The organism is Diaphorobacter sp. JS3050, from assembly GCF_013154915.1.
Taxonomy (GTDB): Bacteria; Pseudomonadota; Gammaproteobacteria; order Burkholderiales; family Burkholderiaceae_C; genus Diaphorobacter; species Diaphorobacter nitroreducens.
The window spans coordinates 2,537,686-2,559,044 of record NZ_CP053553.1; the positions used below are offsets into that span (position 1 = coordinate 2,537,686).

Consider the following 21,359-nt stretch of genomic DNA (forward strand, 5'->3'; position numbering starts at 1 on the left):
GCCCATCGCCATGATGAGAGAAGGACAAGCCATCGCCATCCACCGTGCCGACTACGCGGCCCCCGCGTACTGGATCGACACGGTGGATCTCACCTTTGACCTGGACCCGGCCAAGACCCGCGTGCTGAGCCGCCTGCGCGTGCGCCGCAATGCCGACGTACCCGCGCAGCCGCTGCGCCTGGATGGCGACGAGCTGAACCTGGCGCGCGTGATGGTCAACGGCGCCGGCACCTCGTTCAAGCTGGACGGCGGCCAGCTGGTGCTGGAAAACCTGCCGGAGGGCACCGAGCCCTTCGAGCTGGAGATTTTCACCACCTGCGCACCCGCCAAGAACACCCAGCTGTCGGGCCTGTACGTGAGCCAGGGCACCTTCTTCACGCAGTGCGAGGCCGAGGGCTTTCGGCGCATCACCTACTTCCTGGACCGCCCCGACGTCATGGCCAGCTACAGCGTGCTGCTGCGCGCCAGCAAGGCCGACTACCCCGTGCTGCTGTCCAACGGCAACCTGGTGGACAGCGGCGAGCTGGAAGACGGCCGCCACTTCGCCAAGTGGGTGGACCCGCACAAGAAGCCCAGCTACCTGTTCGCCCTGGTGGCCGGCAAGCTGGTCGCGCGCGAGCAGAAGATCAAGAGCCGCGCGGGGCGCGAGCATCTGCTGCAGGTGTACGTGCGCCCAGGCGACCTGGAGAAGACCGAGCACGCCATGAACTCCCTCATGGCCAGCATCGCGTGGGATGAGGCGCGCTTCGGCCTGAGCCTGGACCTGGACCGCTTCATGATCGTCGCCACCAGCGACTTCAACATGGGCGCCATGGAAAACAAGGGCCTGAACATCTTCAACACGAAGTACGTTCTGGCCAGCCAGGCCACGGCGACGGACGTGGACTTCGCCAACATCGAGTCCGTGGTGGGCCACGAGTACTTCCACAACTGGACAGGCAACCGCGTCACCTGCCGCGACTGGTTCCAGCTGTCGCTCAAGGAAGGCCTCACCGTCTTTCGCGACCAGGAATTCAGCATGGACATGGCGGGCAGCCCGTCCGCGCGCGCCGTCAAGCGCATCGAGGACGTGCGCGTGCTGCGCACCGTGCAGTTCCCCGAGGATGCGGGCCCCATGGCCCACCCCGTGCGGCCCGACAGCTATGTCGAGATCAACAACTTCTACACCGTCACCATCTACGAAAAGGGTGCCGAGGTGGTGCGCATGCAGCACAACCTCGTGGGCCGCGAAGGCTTCGCGCACGGCATGAAGCTCTACTTCGAACGCCATGACGGCCAGGCCGTGACCTGCGACGACTTCGCCCAGGCGATTGCCGACGCCAACCCTGGCAGCGAACTGAGCGAGCGCCTGGACCAGTTCAAGCGCTGGTATTCGCAGGCAGGCACACCGCGCGTCAAGGCCGCGGGAAGCTACGACGCAGCCGCGCAGACTTACACGCTCACTCTCTCTCAAAGCTGCCCCCCCACCCCGGGCCAGCCGGAAAAGCTGCCCTTCGTGATCCCCGTCGCGCTGGGCCTCGTCGGTGCGGACGGCACACCGCTGCCGCTGCAACTGCAGGGCGAGGCCGCACCCGGCGCGCCCGACCGCACCGTGGTGCTGACCGAGTCCACCATGACGCTCACCTTCGTCAACGTGGCGAGCGAACCCGTGCCCTCGCTGCTGCGCGGCTTCAGCGCGCCGGTGATTCTGGAATGTGACTACACGGACGCGCAGCTGCTCACGCTGCTGGCCCACGACACCGACGCGTTCAACCGCTGGGAGGCCGGCCAGCGCCTGCTGCTGCGCATTGCTATCAATGCAATAGCTGCCAGCGCTGACCTGGCAAGCGCTGGAGGCCAAAATCTCTTGAATCCCCGGGTCGTGCAGGCCATGCGCGACGTGCTGCGCCATCCGCAGTTGGACGCTGCCTTCAAGGACCTGGTGCTCACGCTGCCATCGGAGAGCTACATCGCCGAGCAGCTCGACGTGGTCGATCCGCAGCGCGTGCACGCCGTACGCGAAGCGCTGCGCATGGAGCTGGCTACCGCGCTACGCGAGGACTGGATCTGGGCCTGGGAAACGCACCACGCCACTGGAGCCTACCGTCCCGACGTCGCCAGCAGCGCCCGGCGTGCCCTGGCCGGCACGGCGCTGTCCATGCTGTGCCTGGCCGCGCGACAAATTGGCGACACGGTCTGGCCCGGCAAGACCTACCAGCGCTTCAAGGACGCAGGCAACATGACGGACCGCTTCAACGCGCTGTCCGCCCTGGTCAGCAGCGGCCACGAGCTTGCCAAGCCCGCGCTGGCACGCTTCCATCAGCTCTTCAGGGACGACGCGCTGGTCATCGACAAGTGGTTCGCCCTGCAGGCCAGCGCCCCGGACCGTGGCGGCGACGTGCTGCCCGCCGTGCGCCAGCTCATGAAGCACCCGGACTTCCAGCTCAAGAACCCCAACCGCGCGCGCAGCGTGATCTTCAGTTACTGCAACGGCAACCCCGGGGGCTTTCACCGCACCGACGCCGCCGGCTACGTCTTCTGGGCCGACCGCGTGCTGGAGCTGGACAGTCTCAACCCCCAGGTGGCCGCCCGCCTGGCGCGCGCGCTGGACCGCTGGAAGAAGCTCGCCGAGCCTTACCGCACGGCCGCCCACGAAGCCATCTCCCGCGTGGCCGCCAAGACCGACCTCTCCAACGACGTGCGCGAAGTCGTCACCCGCGCCCTTGCCGATTAAGAAAGGCCTCCATGACCGAACGTATCAGCCTCACCCGCTACCTTGTCGAGCAGCAGCGCGTCCATGGCCGCATCCCCCCGCAGCTGCGCCTGCTGGTGGAGGTGGTTGCGCGCGCCTGCAAGCGCATCAGCTTCGCCGTGAACAAGGGCGATCTCGGCGACGTGATGGGCACCGCCGGAACCGAGAACGTTCAGGGTGAGGTGCAGAAGAAGCTGGACATCATTGCGAACGAGGTGTTGATCGAAGCCAACGAATGGGGCGGGCATCTGGCTGCGATGGCGTCTGAGGAAATGGATGGGATCTATGTGGTGCCCAACCGCTTTCCCCAGGGCGAGTACCTGCTGATGTTCGACCCCCTGGACGGTTCGTCCAACATCGACGTCAACGTGAGCATTGGCACCATTTTCTCGGTGCTGCACAAGCACCATGACGATCCCACCACCGACGAACCCGTCACCGAAGCCGACTTCTTGCAACCCGGCCACCAGCAGGTCGCCGCGGGCTACTGCATCTATGGTCCGCAGACCACGCTGGTACTCACCGTGGGCGACGGCGTGGCCATGTTCACGCTGGACCGCGAACAGGGCTCCTTCGTGCTCACGCGCGAGAACATCCGTATTCCCGAGGACACCAAGGAATTCGCGATCAACATGAGCAATATGCGCCACTGGGATGCGCCCGTGCGCCGCTACATCGACGAATGCCTGCAGGGCAAGGAAGGCCCGCGCGGCAAGGACTTCAACATGCGCTGGATCGCCAGCATGGTCGCCGACGTGCACCGCATCCTGATGCGCGGCGGCATCTTCATGTACCCCTGGGACAAGCGCGAGCCAAACAAGCCCGGCAAGCTGCGCCTGATGTATGAGGCCAACCCCATGGGCTGGCTGGTCGAGCAGGCCGGCGGCGCCGCCACCAACGGCCGCCAGCGCATCCTGGACATCCAGCCCGCCCAGTTGCACGAACGCGTGAGCGTGATCCTGGGCTCAAAGAATGAGGTCGATCGCGTGACAAGTTACCACTCCGGTATATAATGTGAGTCTTCGCCGGAGTAGCTCAGTCGGTAGAGCAGCTCATTCGTAATGAGAAGGTCGGGGGTTCGACTCCTCTCTCCGGCACCAAAAATCCTAGAGAAATCAACAAGTTAAGAAGCCGCCTCGTGCGGCGTTTTGCTTTTCGGGGCTGTGCCACGGTGTGCCAGCACCGTCAGGAACCGTCCCTGCTGGCTTCAGCGGTGACAGGCGGGCCAGCGAGCATGGCCTGGTTCATGCGGCTCAAGACGCCCGCGATGTGGTCCTTGCTCAGGTGGGCATACCGTTTGACCATCTGCAGGTCTTTGTGTCCCAACACTTCGGCGATCTCCGGGGCTGTGGCGCCCGACTGCACCATGAATGAGGCTGCGGTGTGCCGCAGGTCGTGGAAACGGAAGTCTTCAATCTTGGCGCGCTTGAGCGCCGTCTCCCATGACTTGCGCAACTCGACAGGCGCGTCCTTCTTCGCGGCGCTCGGGAACAGCAAGGTATCCAGGCTGACCTTGTCACCGTTGGCTTGCTTGTGAGCCAGTCGAAGCGCATCGAGCGCCACCTGTGCGGTGCCCAGCAAGGGCACGCCGCGCCGCTCGCCGTTCTTGGTTTCCTCCAGGACGGCCAAGCTGCAACGGCCCTGCGCATCAGTCAGCACGTCGCGCCAGCGCAGATTCATGATCTCGCTGTACCGCATGCCCGTGGCGACGGCCACCTCGATGACGGTAGGCAGGAACTTGTTTTCTGAGGCCGCCGCTGCCGCACGAAGCCGGGCCAACTCATCCGCGCTTAGGTAGCGCACGCGGCCGTTCGACACCTTGGGCTTCTTCACCTTGGGCATGGGCGACTCGGGGAGCCATTCCCATTCCTTGACGGCCACGCTGAAGGCGTGCGACAGGATCGCCAAGTAGCGGACCACGGTCGCCGGAGCAAGCTTCTTGGGGTTGGCCTTGCCGAACGTGGTGGCCAGCAACTCGTCCCGGTACTGGCCGATGATGGCGGGGGTGATGTCGGCCAGGCTGTAGCGGCCAATCTTGTCGATCCACCATTGCAACTGCTGGCCCTGGTCGCGCACCCGTTTGGGCTTGGTTGGGATCAGCACGCGGTCGCGGTAGGACTCCAGCATCTCCTTGACGGTACGGCGCTGGGCCAGAGCGTGCGGCATGTAGCGGCCTTCGCGCAATTCGGTCTCGACGCGCTGCGCCCACTGCTTGGCGATGGTCTTGCTGTTGAAGGTCTCGGTCTGCGGCGGGAAGCCTTTCAGACGGATCTGGACGTGGTACTTCTTCTTGCCGGAGGCGTCGATGCGTTCTCGAATGCTTGCCATGTGTGGTCCCCCTCATGCGCGCTGATGCAGGGGAGACGAGGCGTGTCGAGATCGACAGTCCTGGGGTTTCCTGGCACCGCATGGGCGTTGTGCCACGAGTGTGCCAAGCAACAAAAAAGCGCCACGTGGGTGGCGCTTAAGTTGTTGATGCCGATGACTTTTTTCAGGGTGTGAGCAGTGCATTACGAATGAGCTGCTCTACCAACTGAGCTACACCGGCATCAGGCAACACAACGTGTCGCACAGAGCTTCCCATTCTAGCGCACGATTCGCAATGCTTGGAAGCGTTTCCTGCACAGCGCCTCGCCTTCTACGTGCAGGGCTGCGAAGTTTTTCGGTGCTCGATCCGCTGACCAGCCCCATGCTACGGTGAAAAAGCCGTCGCTCCGGTTCGCCGCGCAGCGCACGGCATCACCACGCACAGCAGCCCCATCATCGGCCGGGCTGACCCATCCCACCCGCTGACTGCCAAGTCTCTGATCGGCTCCCGCCGCAGAGGCCGGCGCTGCTGTGCGCATTTCACTTCTGCACAGGAGCAATCGACATGGCAACGACCACCAACCCCACCACCGTTCAGCCCGCGTTCAAGCGCGTGTCCCAAGGCGACGACCGGCACGCCGACACCTTCGCCGTGATCGCCATGCTGACCGGCAAGACCCTGCAAGACATCTTCCGCCAAGCGGAGGGCTTGGGGCTGCCGAAATCCGGGCCGTACTACCCGTGGATCGACGGTGACTTGATCGCCAAGCTGCTCGCGGCTCATGGCCTCGTGGCGACCGTATGGAAGGACTGCACCGGCTACAAGGATCTGCCGGAGGTCGCAATCGCCGGTGTGGATGCGAATTCGGACTGGGATGTCTCACGCTGCGTGCTCTATCACCGCAACACCTCCAGCGACGGAAAGACGACGCAGCCCTACGTGATTGACCCGTATCCCCATGCCGATGCCAAGCTGCATCTGCGCACCGGCGCCGACCTCACCGCGCTGACTCCGGCGTGGTTCATCGGAGTCAGCCAGATGGCCAAGACAACGGCAAAGTGAGCCCATGCGCGGGCCGTACCTGTTTCCCATGCTGCGAGGTCAGAAGGTCACGGCCCTGCGCGTGTGTGATGCCGCCACCGTCCCCACGGCTGGGTCACTGTCATTCGGTGCCGTCGCCCTGCAATGCGAACGCCACGCCCTGCTGTGCTATTGCCCTGTGCGGTACTTGCTCTACCCCCACGGCAGCAGCTTCGGCCAATGGGGCGACACCACCGCCGCCCTGCCATTTCGGGCCATCCTGTGCGAAGTCGAAGACTTGGAGGACTGGCTGCCGATCACAGCGGGAGCGCATTGGTCGCACCACGTTGTATCAGCGCCATACCCGGTGGGCGAGGTTCTGGCCGAAGCGCCGCAAATGGTCAAAACCGAAGACGCCGACGATTGGCTATTGGCTTTCCGTTTCAAGGGCAGAAGGCAGCTGCGGCTGTCCCGCATCGCTAAACACAACCGCCTGCAGTTCCTGCCAGCAGAGGCGGATCGGGCTGGCTAACGCTTGCCCTTGCGCGTCGGCAGTTCCTGCATCAGCTCGTCCGCTGTCAGGCCAAGCCCCTGAGCAATCCGCCAGATGTTGTACAGGGTCAGATTGCGCTCGCCCCGTTCCACAGCGCCTACGTAGTTGGCGTGCAGGTCAGCCTTCTCGGCCAGCATTTCCAGCGTCATCTGCCGCTCGATCCGGAACTCCCGCAGCCTGCTGCCGAATGCAGCCTGCACCCGGTCGCGCTCCTGCACGAAGCGTGCTTCGAGCGGTTGCGGCTTGTTGACGAGCACCCGGACCATGCCGGGTAGTCTGTTTATTCACACCCAATCAATCCACAAACTATCCGTTTGTTTAAGGCAAACTCACACCATCAACTAAACGGATAGTTGTTCTCATAAAAGGAGGTTCTACGTGTCCAAAAGATCAGAAAAAGAAACCTGCGAAAACGCAGACTTGGTGGCTGAGCTTGAGTGACCCTGTAACGCTGAAACCAATGGAAGGGAGATACATGCTCAGCCGAGTCCTTGTTCTACTGGCACTCGTTCTCGCCGCCTGTACAGCGCATGCGGAGGGATCTTTGTTCAAGGTGCCGACCCGCGATGGAGTCGTGACCACGTTGTTTTGGGAAGCCACTCCCGACGCCAAAGCGACGGCGCTCCTGTTCCCTGGTGGCGGCGGGGGCTTCGGCAAGTTCGAGGACGGCAAGGCCACTGGAGGTAACTTCCTCGTGCGGTCAGCGCCGTACTTCCTTGCGAACGGCTTCAACGTCGCGATCTTTGGACGCCCCAACGACATGGACGAGCTGGGCTGGACGGAGCGAACCGAACCCAAGCACATGACCGACGTTGCCAAGGTGCTGGAGTTCGTGAAGCAAAAAAGTAGCCTACCCGTGTGGATTGTGGGCACCAGTCGCGGCACCGTCTCAGCCACTGCGATGGCGATAAACGTCCATGATCCGGCCATCGCTGGGCTGGTGCTGACCTCCAGTGTGGTGCGTTATGCCACACCGGGTGCAGTCCCGCGCCAAGACCTCAAGGCCATCACCCTGCCGGTACTGGTCTTTCACCATGCAAAGGATGCCTGCAAGCACTGCCAGGCCAGCGAAGCGCCACTCATCATCAAGGGACTCACCAACGCGGCTGTCAAGAAGTTGATGGTGGTTGATGGCGGGGGCAACCCGAGCGGGGACGAATGCGCGGGCCAGCACTGGCACGGCTTCATCGGCATGGAGCGCGAGGCAGTTGACCAGATTGCCAGTTGGATCAAGTCGCCTTCCAACTGAGCGTTGTGCCCCCGGTGCGGGGCAGCGAAGTTATCGGCCGCTTGCCGTCGTCGAAAGTGCCCTTGCACAATCGGCACACCGCCGGCTCACGGCGGCCATGGCGGGATAGTTCACACATCCCGCCCCATCCTTCTCCGGCGTGCTGCCGCGCGGCATCGCCTCATCCTTCCCCCTTACGCCGAGCACCTCGGGCATGCACGCATGGCCCCGAGCGATGCCGGCTGCGTGCGCCGGAGCCTGTCCTTCTTGGCGGAGAACTCCCGATGCACGACTATCCCCTCACCTATTCCAGCCCCCGCGAGGTCGGTCTACGCCGACTCACACATCGCCCGTTGTTTGGACTGGGGCGCGTGGTCGCCACACCCGGCGCCCTGAACACCCTTGCCACAGCCCAATGCAATCCGGTTCGGCTACTCCAGCGACACCAGCACGGCGACTGGTGCGACACCGGTGAACTGTGCGCCGACGACAAGGACGCCAACGACCGCGCCCTGTTGACGGGCGGCCGCCTGTTGTCTGTCTACCGCGTGGACGGAATTCGCCTCTACGTCATAACCGAGGCCGTGAACGACGAATCGGGCCGGCGCGACAGTTCCTGCATCTTGCTGCCTTCGGAGTACTGAGATGCTGGCATCCGACACGCCACGGCCCACACGGGCCTTGATGACACTGCTGCCCCGGCTGCTGGTCAACGCCCGGCATGAGCCCGACTTCGACGCCTGCGATGCCACCGTGCTGGTGCAACTGGCCGAGGCCGCCGAATTGCTGCAACGCATCTTCCAACTGGGCATCTCTGCGACCGGGCAACTGCTGGCCCATGCGTCTGTTCAGGTGGAAACCGGCGAACTGGATCAAGGCACGGTTGAGGCTCTCGGATGGCTGCTGGCCGAACTCGGTGATGCGGCCGCCGCCTGCGTCGAACTGGCGGCACCGTGCCGGCAGGCAACAGCAGACTTCACCGGAGCACGCCATGGCTAAGAAGTCAGCGGCCCCGTCCGCGCAAGTCAACCTTTACACCCAGGCCGCCCTGGCTGAGAACACTCATCGCAGCTATCGGGCAGACCTGATGCACTTCAAGGCAGCTGGCGGCACGATTCCCTGCACTGCGATTCAGCTGGCCGAGTACTTGGCCAGCAATGCGATGACGTTAGCCGTGGCAACGCTTCAGCATCGAATCATCGCCATCCATCGCGCTCATCTGGATTCCGGTCAGCCGTCGCCGGCGATGGACCCGCTGGTGAAGCGGACCATGCAGGGCATAAGACGCAAACGGGGGACAGCCCAGCGGCGGGTCAAGGCTCTGGTCAAAGACGACATCATCGAATTGGTGCTGACAGCGGAGAAGCAAAAGCCAATCAAGGCAGCGCGCGATATCGCGCTGATCCTGGTCGGCTTTGCAGGTGCATTCCGTCGATCAGAACTGGTCAGCATCCAGCGAGAGGACATCATCGAGTTCGATCATGGCTTCGAGATACACATCCGGCGCACGAAAACTCAACAGGAGGCCGGACATACGGTGTTCATCCCCTGCGCAAAGTCTTCGAGGTGCCCGGTCAGGGCGCTCAAGCACTGGCTGACCCTTAGTGGCATTGACTCTGGTGCCGTGTTTCGTCGCATCAACCGGCACGATCAGGTGGCCTCCAGCGAGGCGCTCACTGCACAGTCAATCGCCTTGATGCTGAAAGCGATTACGGCGACCGCCAAGGGTGCGAGTGCCGCACAGTTGGTCGCTGGACACAGCTTGCGCGCCGGGTACTGCACCGAGGCCGCCGCCGCTGCGATACCGACCCACGTCATCATGGACCAGACAGGCCACAGGTCGAGCGCCACACTGGCGAAGTACATCAGGCCGCAGGCCCGTCGGCGTACACCAAGCATCCTGTAGGAAGTGGCTAAGGCAACAAGCCCGGCCTTACTGGTGTAGCGGTACGGACTGGCAGCGAGGCTTGCGCACAATCGCCTGCAACCTTCCTTTAGCCGCCCGCCCGCACATTGTATACTGCAAATATGTACATAAATGCAGATTGCAAAGCGTGACCCGACTGGTTTTCGAGACAACAGAGGCGGAGAAAGCGGCGCTGGCCGCTGCACTAGAACCCGCTGGCAAGAGCTTCACGGATTGGTTCGAGGAACAGCTCGCAGCGACTCTGTCTGCTGAGCAGGTCGATCCCATCACCTATGTGCTTGACGAGGCTGGCCATCCCGGGAATCTTGCGGATCCGATTCAAGTTGCTAACGAGCTTGCGTCTGCGGACTGGTCATTCGTCGACTCCGAAACGGCGTTCCTTACTCATGACGTCCACCCCTACCCTGCGAAGTACATCCCGCAGATCCCCGCCAACCTGATTCGCCGGCTGTCCTGTCCTGGTGAGCTGGTGTTGGATCCCTTCGGCGGCAGCGGCACCACAGCAACGGAGGCGGTTCGGCTGGGGAGGCGTGCCGTGTCAGTAGATGCGAATCCTCTGGCAACACTGATTGGGAGAGTAAAGACCTCCGGCATCGCTGCAGAGGATCGCGTTCAACTTGCTAGGTTGGCCACCTCAGTGCAAACGTACCTCATTGAGGCCACGCCCGCCCCGGATGCGGAGCGCCTAAAGGAATGGGTGCCGGAAATACCGAACGTCGAAAAGTGGTTCCAGCCAAATGTCGTGGTTGAACTTGCGTGCATCAGGCGCTTGATAGCTGAGCTCACAGATGGCAGAGCCCACGACATTGCCTCGTTGGCGCTTTCGCGCATCATTGTTCGGGTCTCGAATCAGGACTCAGAAACTAGATACGTCGCCAAGGACAAGCAAATCGCTCCTCGTGTTGCATTTCGGGCCTTTCTGGATGCATTGGGTGCGATTCAACGAAAGGCCGAACAGTTCGCTGCCATAGAGGCTCAAGGCGCGGCGCAGTTTCACACTTCAGACAGTCGCCAGGTAATGGCCGAACAGGTCAAGCCGGAGTCTGTCGGCCTGATCGTGTCTTCTCCGCCTTACCCGAACGCAACCGACTATCACCTGTATCACCGCTTCCGCATCTTCTGGCTAGGTCACGATCCCAGAGATCTAGGAAGTATCGAGATTGGTTCCCATCTGAAGCATCAGCGGAAGCAGTCAGGCTTTGATGAGTACGCAGAGGACATGCGTGAGGTCATGACGCACTGTTTCAAGGTACTCAGTGCTGGGCGCTTTGCGGTGTTTGTTGTTGGCGACGCTATGTTCGGTGGCGAAATCACCAACACAGCAGACAAGTTGCAGCAAGTCGCGCATCAAATCGGGTTTGAACATGTAGCGACCGTCGAGCGGCCCATTCATGCAACACGTCGATCATTCGTGTCTGCAGCTCGTCGAGCCCGAAGCGAGCGACTGTTGGTGCTTCGTAAGCCCGACCGTCTTGTGCACTTTGACCTAAGCGCACCGAACTATCGCCTTTGGGACTATGAGGAACTTCTGCGCGAGCAGGAGCTTACGGCCCTGTTCGGCAAGAAACGTGTACGCCCACTAGCAAAGGATGCGTGGAGCGCGGTTGAAATTGGCCATGTGGATCGATGGAAGCTCGGTCGCCTTACGTTTTCAAGCGCCTACTCGACATCAGACGGGCTGCTGGAGCGTACATGGCAGAAGCTGCTGGAGAACGGAGACAGCGACCTTTCCAGAAGAAAGGAGCCGAAGTACGTCACTCATGGCATTCACGCCTACAAGGGGAAGTTCTACCCCCAGCTTGCAAAGTCTCTGCTCAATATCTCAGGCGTCCAGCCGGGAGGGGTTGTGCTCGACCCATTCTGCGGGAGCGGAACTGTGTTGCTCGAAGGCTACCTCAACGGCGTCGAGTCGTACGGCTGTGATGTGCATCCGTTGGCAGTAAAGATTGGGCGTGCGAAGACCGAGGTGCTTTCGCTTCCGGCGCGAGTGGTTGATCAAGCACTCTCGGCCCTTCGGGACTCATTGAGTGCTCCACCAAGCGTTTTCCCAAAGTCAACGGCTCAGTTCGACTCTAGTGTCGAAGAAGAGTTGTTCAGTTGGTTTCCTGCGCCTGTGGTTTTCAAACTGAACTGGCTTCTAGGACAGATCCGTCTGTTTGGGGATGCGCGAATCGTCAACTTCCTTGAAGTCATTCTCAGCGACTGCATACGTGAGGCCTCCCAACAGGAGCCCACCGATCTACGTATCCGTCGTCGAGCAGAACCTATTGAAGATGCGCCAATCGTGGAGGCGTTTACCCGGCGACTAGAGTTGCAACACTCTCGCTTGCGTCACTTCTGGTCAGTTGCAAGTCGTCGACCTGCGGCCTTTCAGAACTGCCACATTAGGCACGGCAATAGCCGCGAAATTGAGACTCTGTCCTCTCTTGGCTTGGCTGCCAATTCTGTAGACGTCGTGGTAACCAGCCCGCCGTACGCCACAGCTCTTCCGTACATCGACACCGATCGCCTGTCACTCATGGCAATCTTGGATATGCCATCTGCAAAACGGCGGGTGTTTGAAGAACAGCTTACAGGATCTCGTGAAATCGGAAGTTCAACGAGGGCGAAGGTGGAGGAAATTCTGTTTTCGCAAGCCGCCAGAGAACAACTGCCTGAAGGATTGATTACTGAACTACGAACCATTCACAAGAGGAACATCGCGGACGGAGCGGGGTTCCGGAAGCTGAACATGCCTGCACTTCTGTTTCGCTACTTCAATGACATGGCTGCCAACTTGCAAAACGTGGCCACCGTCTTGAAGAGTGGCGGCAAAGCCTACTACGTCGTAGGTGACAGCAAGACAGAGGTTGCAGGCGAGTGGTTCCCGATTCGCACCACGTCATGGCTGCTAAGGATCGCAGAATCTGTCGGACTTGAATCGACTAAGCTCCTCGACATTTCCGTAACTACCGAAAACATGAAGCACATCCGGCACGCCATCACGGAGAACGCAGTACTGTGCTTCAAGAAGCACTGAGCTAGAACCAACCGAACTTTCGAGGAGCTTTACCGCCACCGGGCATTTCTTGATCGCAAACGGCTAGCCAAGAATCAAAGTCAGGGCTCTCTTGAGTGAAGATCTGCATGTCGTAGTCCACTCCCGGATCCGCGGAGGGCCTGATCACAAGAATGGAATACTCGGGAACGTGCGGAACGAGTGGAGATGCGGTAACACGAATCTCCGCTTTACTCTCGTAGAAGACGGTGTTCAGTGGGTACTTCTCGATGGCGTGCTTAACTTCGTTCTTTTTGCCGAACACCCTGATGTTGCAGATGGGATCGGGGACTCTCTGCGGATAGGCCGCATTGCCAGCAATCTTGGGAATGGTTTTCCCAGTAAAGGGCATGCCGAAGAACGCTGGGTTTTGCTGAGCGGCTGTCTTGCTTAGGAAGATCTCACCGTTGTGATGAGGGCGTATCTGCATGGCAACCCCCGCAACCGGCACTAGCGGCTTCGTCACATCGACGGTCTTTGCCTGAGCAGCGATGGCCTCCGCCTTCTTGGCGAGCACGGCTTTCTTTTCTGGCTTGCCGAATGCAGCGCCAGCCGGCAAGCTGCTTTGCGGCTTGAACGGCATCTTGCTGCCTGGTTGTGGGGGATGAGCAACCTTTGGCGACCAGCCGGAGCCAGGCTTGGGCTTCTTGGTTTCGTCAAGCAAGAGACCGTCAGCATCAAGTGCCTTCAGGGAGGCATCTGTAAGCGGCCTCGTGGCGAAGCAGTCGACATGGAGAAGTGCTAAGAAGGCCGATTTGGCCTCGGCGAACTCCGCAGCCTCTTCGGGGAGCTTGAAGGTCAGTTCGACGCCTGCCTCGAAATTCAGTTCTGTGCCGCCAACAGTGAGGTTGTTCGAGCCGATGAAGACAACACCACGTGCAGCGCCTTCAAACCAGTAGATCTTTGGGTGAAAGCTATGCCCTCGATACTGGGTGTAGTAGACGTTATCGAGGTGCTTCAGCGCGAACTCAAGGGCTTGCTTGCTTGTGCCGTTGTGGTCGATGCCAAAGATGGCAGAGCTCTGCTTGCCTGCGGTTCGCCAGTTTGTGATGTGGTCCTGCAGTCGATACAGAGGGCCTACCTTCGCAAAGGCGACGGACATACCGAATGCTGTCAGATCCTTTGAAGCCAAGTGCCTCTTTAGGTCCTCAAGGAGGCGGCGCTTGCCCGTTGGTTGATCTAACGGCGAGATGATTGAGAACGTAGGCATGCCGTGATTCTGACACTGCGTAGCTCTGCTGCTAACAGAAGCCAGTCACGTCGCAGCTAGCGATAACACGCACTTGTCGATAGTCAGCCGCAGCGTGCCGAACGGCACCCGCCGCCGACGCCAAGCCGGGCCACCGGGCCCATCCGGTATGATCTTCGCCATGGACTGCAGACCTTCTTTGCAGCTCATCAGGTCACAGATCAGACGCCACCGATGCGATTGATGCCGTGACCACACCCTCCAACGGTCACCAAAGCGTGAACGGAAAACACTTGTCAGTCGTACCTCAACCATGGGGCTCGACAAGGTTGCCGTGCGCGCACAGTCAGGCAAAGGCCTGCCCGTGATCTCCGAGTGCTGTGCTTCCGTGTCGAGCCAATCAGCTCAACAAGGAACACATCATGTCCAGCACTCCCGTCATCCCTGCCGCGATCAAGCGGACCCGATCGCAGGTCACCCTGCCGCCCCTCACCTATAAGACGAAGCGCCTTCACAAGGCTCTCCGTGTCGGAATTGACCTCCCCTCGGTCAAGAAGACGCCGACCGAGCAGGTGACCCTGGTCATCGGGATCAACAAGCATGAGGCAACGCCGCCGCGACCTGCGGAAGGAACCAACGCCTCCATCCCGGTCGCGCTGGCCGCCCTTGCGACTCCCGAATCGAAGCCGAAGCGAAAGGCCCGCAAGGCCGCCACGGTCATCGCCCCGTTGCCTCTCCTTGAGCGCAAGTGGATCACCGTCAAGGAAGCCGCTGCCCTCTATCCGAAATCCGAGCAGGCGTTTCGCCATCTGATCCACCAGTCGTCGCGCCAAGCCCGCTATCCCGACGCATCGCTGCCGTCCTTCGGCTTCGAGAAGTGCGTGGTGCGCCAGCCCGGCTCGCGCAATGTGTACCTCCTGGTCGAGGAACTGGATCGCTGGATGGCGCAAGGCCAAGGGGGTATGCAATGAACGCCCGTCACACTGCCCAGCTCTCCCTGTTCGAGGCCGGCGGAGCCGGTGGTCATCCGCCGCCTGACTGGCCCAAGTCGAAAGCTGCACCGTGGGGCTCCGGCGCTGACCACGACGTGGACGGCATGCTGTTCAAGGTCTTCGATGATCTGGAAGAGCAGGAAGCACTGGAAATCGCACTGTCTGCACTCAGCGAGGTCCAGCAACTGCCCAAGAACAAGCTGTCGCAACTGATGCGAGGCCGCAAATTGCAGGAGGTGGACCCGTGGGCCGTTGACATGCCGGTGTACGTTTGCGCACGGGACAAGTTGGACGACGGCGTGATCTACATCTACCTGTACGAGGGGCACTTGGTCATCGACCTTCCCGATTGCTCCCTCTGGGATGACCGTGGCTTGGGTTGGCTGACGACCTATATGCCGTGCTGCAAGCAGAACAAGGCCAATCTCTCCCCGTGGCGCGGTCGGAACTGCGGCTGCACTCCTTGCTGACCGGAAACTTCGTTCAACAACGTGGCCAGCGCCAGCCGGTTCGCCAGCTGGTCGCTTGCCACAATAGTCAACAAGATTGCAGCCATGTTCGACTCAACAACCATCTCCGGCCTTGCCCGGCAGGTGAAAGTCACTGACGGTGGCCGCTTTCAGCAGGTTGCTTTCCTGCAAGAACACGGCACAACGTTCAAGCCGACTGTCGGCTACTACCGCAGCCCTTTCACGGGTGCGCAGTTCACGATGACGCCGGAGCAAGAGCGGCATCGTGGAGACATCTACTGGCGTCTTCACTTCTGGCTGCCGATCAACGCCATCCTGCGCGGTCAGAACTACCTCGTGGGAGATCAGTGGATGATGCCGCCGATCCTGCACACGCTCGCCCGATTTCTGCGCTGGTTTCTGCTCGTCTTCGGGTTCACACCGGCCGAGGCCCAGTACTTCATCGACACGGCCCGGTTCGAGGATATGGAGCTGTCGTACCACGTCGCGCCCGCGAGCCTCAGAGCCGCGCAGCACGCGCAGAAGCGGTTGCTGCGACACCTCGAATGCTTGGCGGAGGTGCGCACCACTGCATACAGCCTCTGGAAGGCCCACGCCATTCGGACCAACAAGGCGATGACGACCTACGCGCATGTCGAGGACGCCGTGCTGCGCACATACATCAAGAGCCTGCTGGCCCGCCCAACGCAGCGCAAGGCACGCATGGTCGGCTTCGTGTCCAAGAACATGGTGCCGTTTGTGCCGGAACTCCGGCAGGCCGTGTACACCCATCTGCGCATTGAGCCAGTGCTCGGTCGGCAGATGCTCATCAAGCACGGCATGGACACCCCGCACGGCTTCGATCCGGGCCGCGTCGCTGGTGCCATCGAAGATGTCTTTGCGCAAGCCGGGTTGTCGACGCCGTTCGTGCGATCTATCGAGCAGGTTGATCAGACCGGCCTATCGCAGTGCGTGCGCGACACCCTCCAGCATTACTTCGCGGGTGAAGACCTGCGCGAATTACTGACGCCCTCGACCCGAAGCCGTCACTCGGCCCTGCTGCGCGACGTGGGTATCGAAACGGGGGTATCCCTGCGCGACCATCGCATGGAACTGAGCGGCACCATCGGGAAGCAGATCGGCTTGGCGAACCGCTGGGAGCCACCACAGCAGTACCACCCGCTGATGCTGACGGACGCCCACTTGCACGGCCTCAACGCGCACATCAACAAGGAGATCGACCGGCTGACCCGCACGTTCAGCCAGGCCGCCCACGACATGCGCGAGATGGAGCGCCGCCAGGGCGTCTTCTTGACGCGCAACCGTGATCCCTACCTGAGCGACTGGCTTCGCCCGCCCTCGGGACTGGGCGGGACGGCAGCCTGAGCATCGGCGCCAGCGGTGGCATGGCTGCTGGCACTGAAAGCCGTGCGCCGCGTTCGGCGTCCCCTGCGTCAATGCTTCGATCAATTTCATCGATCATTGACAACCAAGGGGAAAGACATGGCCAATCGCGTAGGCCAATGGGGCGGCTCGCTCTCGGTGCGCCTGCCCAAGAATGTGGTCGAGGCCCTCTCGATCAAGAAGGGTGACGGGCTGCGCATCTTCGTCGGCCCGGACCACACCATCCACATCAGGCCCGTCAAGCCAGTGCCTGCGGACGGCATGCCAACCGTGGGAGCGGCACCGGCCGAGCCCGAGGAGCCCACGCAATGGTGAGGTTACCCGCATCCCTGTTCGAGGAGCCGCCGACACGGCTTTGGGTCATAGGCCAGTCGCGGAATCAGGCTGCGCTCGACGTACTGAATCTGCTCTTCCGCACGGTTCTACTGACCGCCTGCCGGGCTTGCTGGTGATGGGCCGCAGTGAAAGTTTTCAGACCTTTGATCCGGCGACTGTGCCATGGCACACTGACGGCACATCGACCATGAAGATCCAAGAACGTTGGCGACAAATGACAGCGGCTCGGATCACGGAAGTCGTTGATTTCATTGTTCCTGACCTTTCACCACTCTTCGCTCCGGTTGCGCCGGGGCTGATTCGTAATGAGAAGGTCGCGTGTTCGATTCATGTCTCCGGCACCAAATGAAAGCCCCTGATTCGCAAGAGTCAGGGGCTTTTGCTTTGGCGGAATGCATGGGAGGTCCGCCGCTCTCGGGAGCTTTGAACCATGCGTTGCGGCTTCTCTGCCATCCACCCGCCGCACCGCAAAGCCGACGTAAAGACCCCTTCGACCTCTAGCGACCATCCAGCAAGCGCTGGCCGCTATCTTTTTTGCATATTGCTTCCAGCACCGACAATCCAGAGTCCCTGAACCCGGACCCTGCCATGCTCCCTGCAACGCACTTCGCACTGTTGGCCCTCCGGCGCCAGGCCTGGGTGCTGATCGTCGCTGCTTGTGTAGGAGCAGCGAACGCGCAGCCGGCTGCTGCCCTGGAGTCGCCCTCCTCCGCGGACCCGGCGGCGCCCTCGCCCACGCTGGCGCAGCATTACCACCCGGGCGTGGTGGTCGCGGACTATTGGGTGAGCGAAAAATACGACGGTGTGCGCGCCCTCTGGACCGGTCAGCAACTGATCAGCCGGCAGGGCCTGCCCATCCGGGCGCCAGCGTGGTTCACCGCCGGCTGGCCGCCGGTACCGATGGATGGCGAACTGTGGGCCGGCCGCGGCCAGTTTGCCGCCGCGCAGGCGGCCGTGGCGCAGGCCACGCCCGACGATGCCCGGTGGCGCGCGCTGCGGTACATGGTGTTCGACCTGCCGCGCGCGCCGGGCGGTTTCGGCGAGCGCCTGCCCCTGCTGCGCCGCACCGTGGCCCATCTGGGCCAGCCGTGGGTCCAGCCTGCCGCGCAATGGAGGGTGTCCAGCCACACGGAACTGGTGGGGCAGCTGCACCGGCTGGAGAAGGCCGGCGCCGAGGGACTGATGCTGCGCCGGGACGACGCGCCCTACCGTGGCGGGCGCAGCGACGATCTGCTCAAGCTCAAGACCTTCGAGGACGCGGAAGCCGTGGTGGTAGGGCACGTGCCCGGACGCGGCAAATACGCGGGCCAGACCGGCGCGCTGCTGGTGGCGCTGCCCGACGGCCGGCGCCTGCGCTTGGGCAGCGGCCTGCCGGATGCGGTGCGGCGCAATCCACCGCCGGTGGGCACCGTGGTGACCTACCGCTTCAACGGCACCCACGCAAGCGGCTTGCCGCGGTTTGCGCGCTTCTGGCGAGTGCGCGCCGACGCGCCCTCCGCGCCCTCCGCGGCCAACGCAGCCGCTGCCGGCGGGCAGGCCAGTCTGGAGCCCGCCCCAGCAAGAAACAGAGGTAAATGAGGCCCTAGCGCACGCCCAGCAAGCGCTGCCAGCTATCAAACAAAAGCAAAAGGGGCGGTCGTCCGCCCCTTTTCAGCCCGCCCCTCCTGCGAGAGGCGCTGCCGGCACTTCAGATGGTGCGGCCAAACGGGCCGTCGCTGCCCACCTGCACCAGCGACTCAGGGTCGTTGGCGCGGGGCTTGCGGCTGCCGCCCGTGCCCTGCGTCACGCAGTCGGCGTAATAACGCACGTTGCCGTTGTCGTCCTCGATCTCCACCAGGCCGTGGATGTCGGTCTCGAACCCCGGGCAGAGCTTGGAGAACTCGCGCGAGAACTTGAGATAGTCCACGATCTTCTTGTTGAACACCTCGCCGGGAATCAGCAGCGGAATGCCCGGCGGGTACGGCGTGATCAGGCTGGTGGTGATGCGGCCTTCCAGGTGGTCGATCTCCACGCGCTCGGTCTTGCGCTGCGCGATGTGGGCATAGGCGTCGCTGGGCTTCATGGCCGGCGTGAGGTCCGAGAGATACATCTCGGTCGTCAGGCGGGCGATGTCGTACTTGGCGTACAGCTGGTGCACATGCTGGCAGAGGTCCTTCAGGCCCATGCGCTCGTAGCGCTTGTGCTGCTGGCAGAACTCGGGAAGGATGCGCCACATGGGCTGGTTCTTCTCGTAGTCGTCCTTGAACTGCTGCAGCGCGGCCAGCAGCGTGTTCCAGCGGCCCTTGGTGATGCCGATGGTGAACATGATGAAGAACGAGTACAGGCCCGTCTTCTCCACCACCACGCCGTGCTCGGACAGGTATTTGGTGACGATGCTGGCCGGAATGCCGGTCTTGTCGAACTTGCCGTCCAGGTTCAGGCCGGGCGTGACGATGGTGGACTTGATCGGGTCCAGCATGTTGAAGCCGTCGGCCAGCGCGCCGAAGCCATGCCACTTGCTCGGGCCGTTCTTCTTGCCCTTGGCGTCGCCGCGGATGATCCAGTCGTCTGCGCGGCCCACACCCTCGTCGGCGAGCTTGTCGGGGCCCCAGACCTTGAACCACCAGTCGTCCTTGCCGAACTCGCCCTCCACCTTGCGCATGGCGCGGCGAAAGTCCAGCGCTTCGACCAGGCTTTCCTCCACCAGGGCGGTGCCGCCGGGCGGCTCCATCATGGCCGCAGCCACGTCGCAGCTGGCGATGATGCTGTACTGCGGGCTGGTCGAGGTGTGCATCAGGTACGCCTCGTTGAACAGGTGACGGTCCAGCTTGGTGGTCTGGCTGTCCTGCACCAGCACATGGCTGGCCTGGCTGATGCCGGCCAGCAGCTTGTGGATGGACTGCGTGGCGTACACCACCGACTGCTTGGGCCGCGCGCGCTTCTTGCCCATGGCGTGGTAGCTGCCGTAGAACGGGTGGAAGGCCGCGTGGGGCAGCCAGGCCTCGTCGAAGTGCAGGTTCTCGACGTAGCCGTCGAGCATGCCCTTGATGGTCTCGGTGTTGTAGAGCACGCCGTCGTAGGTCGACTGCGTGAGGGTCAGCACGCGCGGCTTGACCTTCTTGGCGTCCACGCCCTTGAGCAGCGGGTTGGCCTTGATCTTCGCCTGGATGGTCGCGGGCTCGAATTCGCTTTGCGGAATGGGCCCGATGATGCCGAAGTGGTTGCGCGTGGGTTTCAGGAACACGGGGATCGCCCCGGTCATGATGATGCTGTGCAGGATGGACTTGTGGCAGTTGCGGTCCACCACCACCACGTCGCCCGGCGCCACGGTGTGGTGCCACACCATCTTGTTGGAGGTGGACGTGCCGTTGGTCACGAAGAAGCAGTGGTCGGCGTTGAAGATGCGCGCGGCATTGCGCTCGCTCTCGCCGATGGCGCCGTTGTGGTCCAGCAGCTGGCCCAGTTCTTCCACGGCATTGCAGACGTCCGCGCGCAGCATGTTCTCACCATAGAACTGGTGGTACATCTGGCCCACGGGGCTCTTGAGGAACGCCACGCCGCCCGAGTGGCCCGGGCAGTGCCAGCTGTAGGAGCCGTCTTCCGCGTAGTCCAGCAGCGCCTTGAAGAATGGCGGCTGCACGCCCTCCAGGTAGCTCTTGGCCTCGCGGATGATGTGCTTGGCCACGAACTCGGGCGTGTCCTCGAACATGTGGATGAAGCCGTGCAGCTCGCGCAGGATGTCGTTGGGCAGGTGGCGCGCGGTCTTGGTCTCGCCGTGCACGTAGATCGGCACGTCGGCGTTCTTGCGGCGTACCTCTTCGATGAAGGTGCGCAGGCTGTGCACGATGGGATCCTGGCCCGTGCCCAGCGTGAATTCCTCGTCGTCGATCGACAGGATGAACGCGCTGGCGCGGCTTTGCTGCTGGGCGAACTGCGACAGGTCGCCGTAGCTGGTCACGCCCAGGACCTCGAACCCTTCCGCCTCGATGGCCTGCGCCAGCGCCCGGATCCCCAGGCCGGAGGTGTTCTCTGAACGATAGTCCTCGTCGATGATGACGATGGGAAAGCGAAATTTCATGCGCTGCCTCCGATGACCGGGCCAAAAAAACGAAAGAGGCGCGCAGTGTAAGGAATATGCGTGCTATCCCTATGAACACCGCAGCATTTCGCCCAGAATCCATCGACCTGGAAACAACACCGCGCCGC

At 62.2% G+C, this 21,359-nt stretch carries 20 protein-coding genes and 1 tRNA gene; 16 read left to right on the plus strand and 5 right to left on the minus strand.

Annotated features, from left to right (window positions below; translation table 11 throughout):
- The first annotated feature begins 13 nt into the window (after nt 1–13).
- The 3 genes from pepN to HND92_RS12215 all read left to right on the plus strand — a co-directional run bounded on the left by pepN (nt 14) and on the right by HND92_RS12215 (nt 3,831).
- Nucleotides 14–2,713 carry an aminopeptidase N gene (gene pepN / locus HND92_RS12205; RefSeq protein ID WP_041836338.1) on the plus strand — a complete coding sequence of 900 codons (2,700 nt, stop codon included), beginning with the start codon at nt 14–16 and terminating at the stop codon, nt 2,711–2,713.
- Nucleotides 2,714–2,724: 11 nt separating this feature from the next.
- On the plus strand, nt 2,725–3,744 hold the full coding sequence (locus HND92_RS12210; RefSeq protein ID WP_015913677.1) for a class 1 fructose-bisphosphatase: 1,020 nt from the start codon (nt 2,725–2,727) through the stop codon (nt 3,742–3,744).
- A gap of 11 nt (nt 3,745–3,755) precedes the next feature.
- Nucleotides 3,756–3,831: transfer RNA gene (locus HND92_RS12215), tRNA-Thr, on the plus strand.
- 85 nt (nt 3,832–3,916) lie between these two features.
- Here the strand turns inward: HND92_RS12215 and HND92_RS12220 are convergent.
- Complete coding sequence (locus HND92_RS12220; protein ID WP_172207229.1) at nt 3,917–5,059, minus strand: site-specific integrase; 1,143 nt, start codon at nt 5,057–5,059, stop codon at nt 3,917–3,919.
- 544 nt (nt 5,060–5,603) lie between these two features.
- Here HND92_RS12220 and HND92_RS12225 point away from each other — a divergent pair.
- Nucleotides 5,604–6,101: a hypothetical protein gene (locus HND92_RS12225; protein WP_172207231.1), complete on the plus strand. Its 498-nt coding sequence runs from the start codon at nt 5,604–5,606 to the stop codon at nt 6,099–6,101.
- Between the two features lie 166 nt (nt 6,102–6,267).
- Complete coding sequence (locus tag HND92_RS12230) at nt 6,268–6,591, plus strand: hypothetical protein (RefSeq protein ID WP_172207233.1); 324 nt, start codon at nt 6,268–6,270, stop codon at nt 6,589–6,591.
- Here HND92_RS12230 and HND92_RS12235 read toward each other — a convergent pair.
- Together HND92_RS12235 and HND92_RS19605 are read right to left on the minus strand one after the other, a co-directional pair.
- Nucleotides 6,588–6,878, minus strand: a complete 291-nt coding sequence (locus tag HND92_RS12235) for a helix-turn-helix domain-containing protein (protein ID WP_172207235.1) — start codon at nt 6,876–6,878, stop codon at nt 6,588–6,590. The two genes, HND92_RS12230 and HND92_RS12235, sit on opposite strands and share 4 nt — an antisense overlap.
- Before the next feature lie 124 nt (nt 6,879–7,002).
- Complete coding sequence (locus HND92_RS19605) at nt 7,003–7,089, minus strand: hypothetical protein (protein ID WP_371814894.1); 87 nt, start codon at nt 7,087–7,089, stop codon at nt 7,003–7,005.
- A 76-nt stretch (nt 7,090–7,165) separates the two neighbouring features.
- On the opposite strand from HND92_RS19605, the gene HND92_RS12245 reads away from it, so the two are divergent.
- The 5 genes from HND92_RS12245 to HND92_RS12265 all read left to right on the plus strand — a co-directional run bounded on the left by HND92_RS12245 (nt 7,166) and on the right by HND92_RS12265 (nt 12,786).
- Complete coding sequence (locus HND92_RS12245; RefSeq protein WP_253940150.1) at nt 7,166–7,861, plus strand: alpha/beta hydrolase; 696 nt, start codon at nt 7,166–7,168, stop codon at nt 7,859–7,861.
- A 263-nt stretch (nt 7,862–8,124) separates the two neighbouring features.
- Nucleotides 8,125–8,484, plus strand: a complete 360-nt coding sequence (locus HND92_RS12250) for a hypothetical protein (RefSeq protein WP_253940021.1) — start codon at nt 8,125–8,127, stop codon at nt 8,482–8,484.
- 1 nt (nt 8,485) lies between these two features.
- Entirely contained in the window at nt 8,486–8,839 is a 354-nt protein-coding gene (locus HND92_RS12255; protein ID WP_172207241.1) for a hypothetical protein, read from the plus strand.
- On the plus strand, nt 8,832–9,746 hold the full coding sequence (locus HND92_RS12260) for a site-specific integrase (RefSeq protein ID WP_172207243.1): 915 nt from the start codon (nt 8,832–8,834) through the stop codon (nt 9,744–9,746). The genes HND92_RS12255 and HND92_RS12260 overlap by 8 nt, the downstream gene beginning before the upstream one ends.
- Nucleotides 9,747–9,807: 61 nt before the next feature.
- The gene (locus tag HND92_RS12265; protein ID WP_172207245.1) at nt 9,808–12,786 is read left to right on the plus strand and encodes a DNA methyltransferase; all 2,979 of its coding nucleotides are present in this window, start codon (nt 9,808–9,810) and stop codon (nt 12,784–12,786) included.
- 1 nt (nt 12,787) lies between these two features.
- Here HND92_RS12265 and HND92_RS12270 read toward each other — a convergent pair whose 3' ends face one another.
- Nucleotides 12,788–13,906, minus strand: coding sequence for a phospholipase D family protein (locus tag HND92_RS12270; protein ID WP_216662895.1), 1,119 nt, complete (start codon nt 13,904–13,906; stop codon nt 12,788–12,790).
- A 509-nt stretch (nt 13,907–14,415) separates the two neighbouring features.
- Here HND92_RS12270 and HND92_RS12275 point away from each other — a divergent pair.
- From HND92_RS12275 to HND92_RS12300, 6 genes are all read left to right on the plus strand, one after another.
- Nucleotides 14,416–14,964: a hypothetical protein gene (locus HND92_RS12275; protein ID WP_172207249.1), complete on the plus strand. Its 549-nt coding sequence runs from the start codon at nt 14,416–14,418 to the stop codon at nt 14,962–14,964.
- Nucleotides 14,961–15,455 carry a hypothetical protein gene (locus HND92_RS12280; RefSeq protein ID WP_172207251.1) on the plus strand — a complete coding sequence of 165 codons (495 nt, stop codon included), beginning with the start codon at nt 14,961–14,963 and terminating at the stop codon, nt 15,453–15,455. Before HND92_RS12275 ends, HND92_RS12280 begins: the two co-directional genes overlap by 4 nt.
- An 84-nt stretch (nt 15,456–15,539) precedes the next feature.
- Nucleotides 15,540–16,820, plus strand: a complete 1,281-nt coding sequence (locus HND92_RS12285) for a hypothetical protein (protein WP_172207253.1) — start codon at nt 15,540–15,542, stop codon at nt 16,818–16,820.
- A gap of 117 nt (nt 16,821–16,937) precedes the next feature.
- Nucleotides 16,938–17,153, plus strand: coding sequence for an AbrB/MazE/SpoVT family DNA-binding domain-containing protein (locus HND92_RS12290; RefSeq protein ID WP_172207255.1), 216 nt, complete (start codon nt 16,938–16,940; stop codon nt 17,151–17,153).
- Between the two features lie 208 nt (nt 17,154–17,361).
- Nucleotides 17,362–17,523 (plus strand): hypothetical protein, encoded by a 162-nt coding sequence (locus HND92_RS12295; protein WP_172207257.1) that lies wholly within the window; start codon nt 17,362–17,364, stop codon nt 17,521–17,523.
- A gap of 239 nt (nt 17,524–17,762) precedes the next feature.
- A complete protein-coding gene (locus HND92_RS12300) occupies nt 17,763–18,752 on the plus strand; it encodes a DNA ligase (protein WP_172207259.1) in 990 nt (329 codons plus the stop codon).
- 109 nt (nt 18,753–18,861) lie between these two features.
- Here HND92_RS12300 and HND92_RS12305 read toward each other — a convergent pair whose 3' ends face one another.
- Nucleotides 18,862–21,231 carry an arginine/lysine/ornithine decarboxylase gene (locus HND92_RS12305; RefSeq protein ID WP_172207261.1) on the minus strand — a complete coding sequence of 790 codons (2,370 nt, stop codon included), beginning with the start codon at nt 21,229–21,231 and terminating at the stop codon, nt 18,862–18,864.
- Between the last annotated feature and the right edge of the window lie 128 nt (nt 21,232–21,359).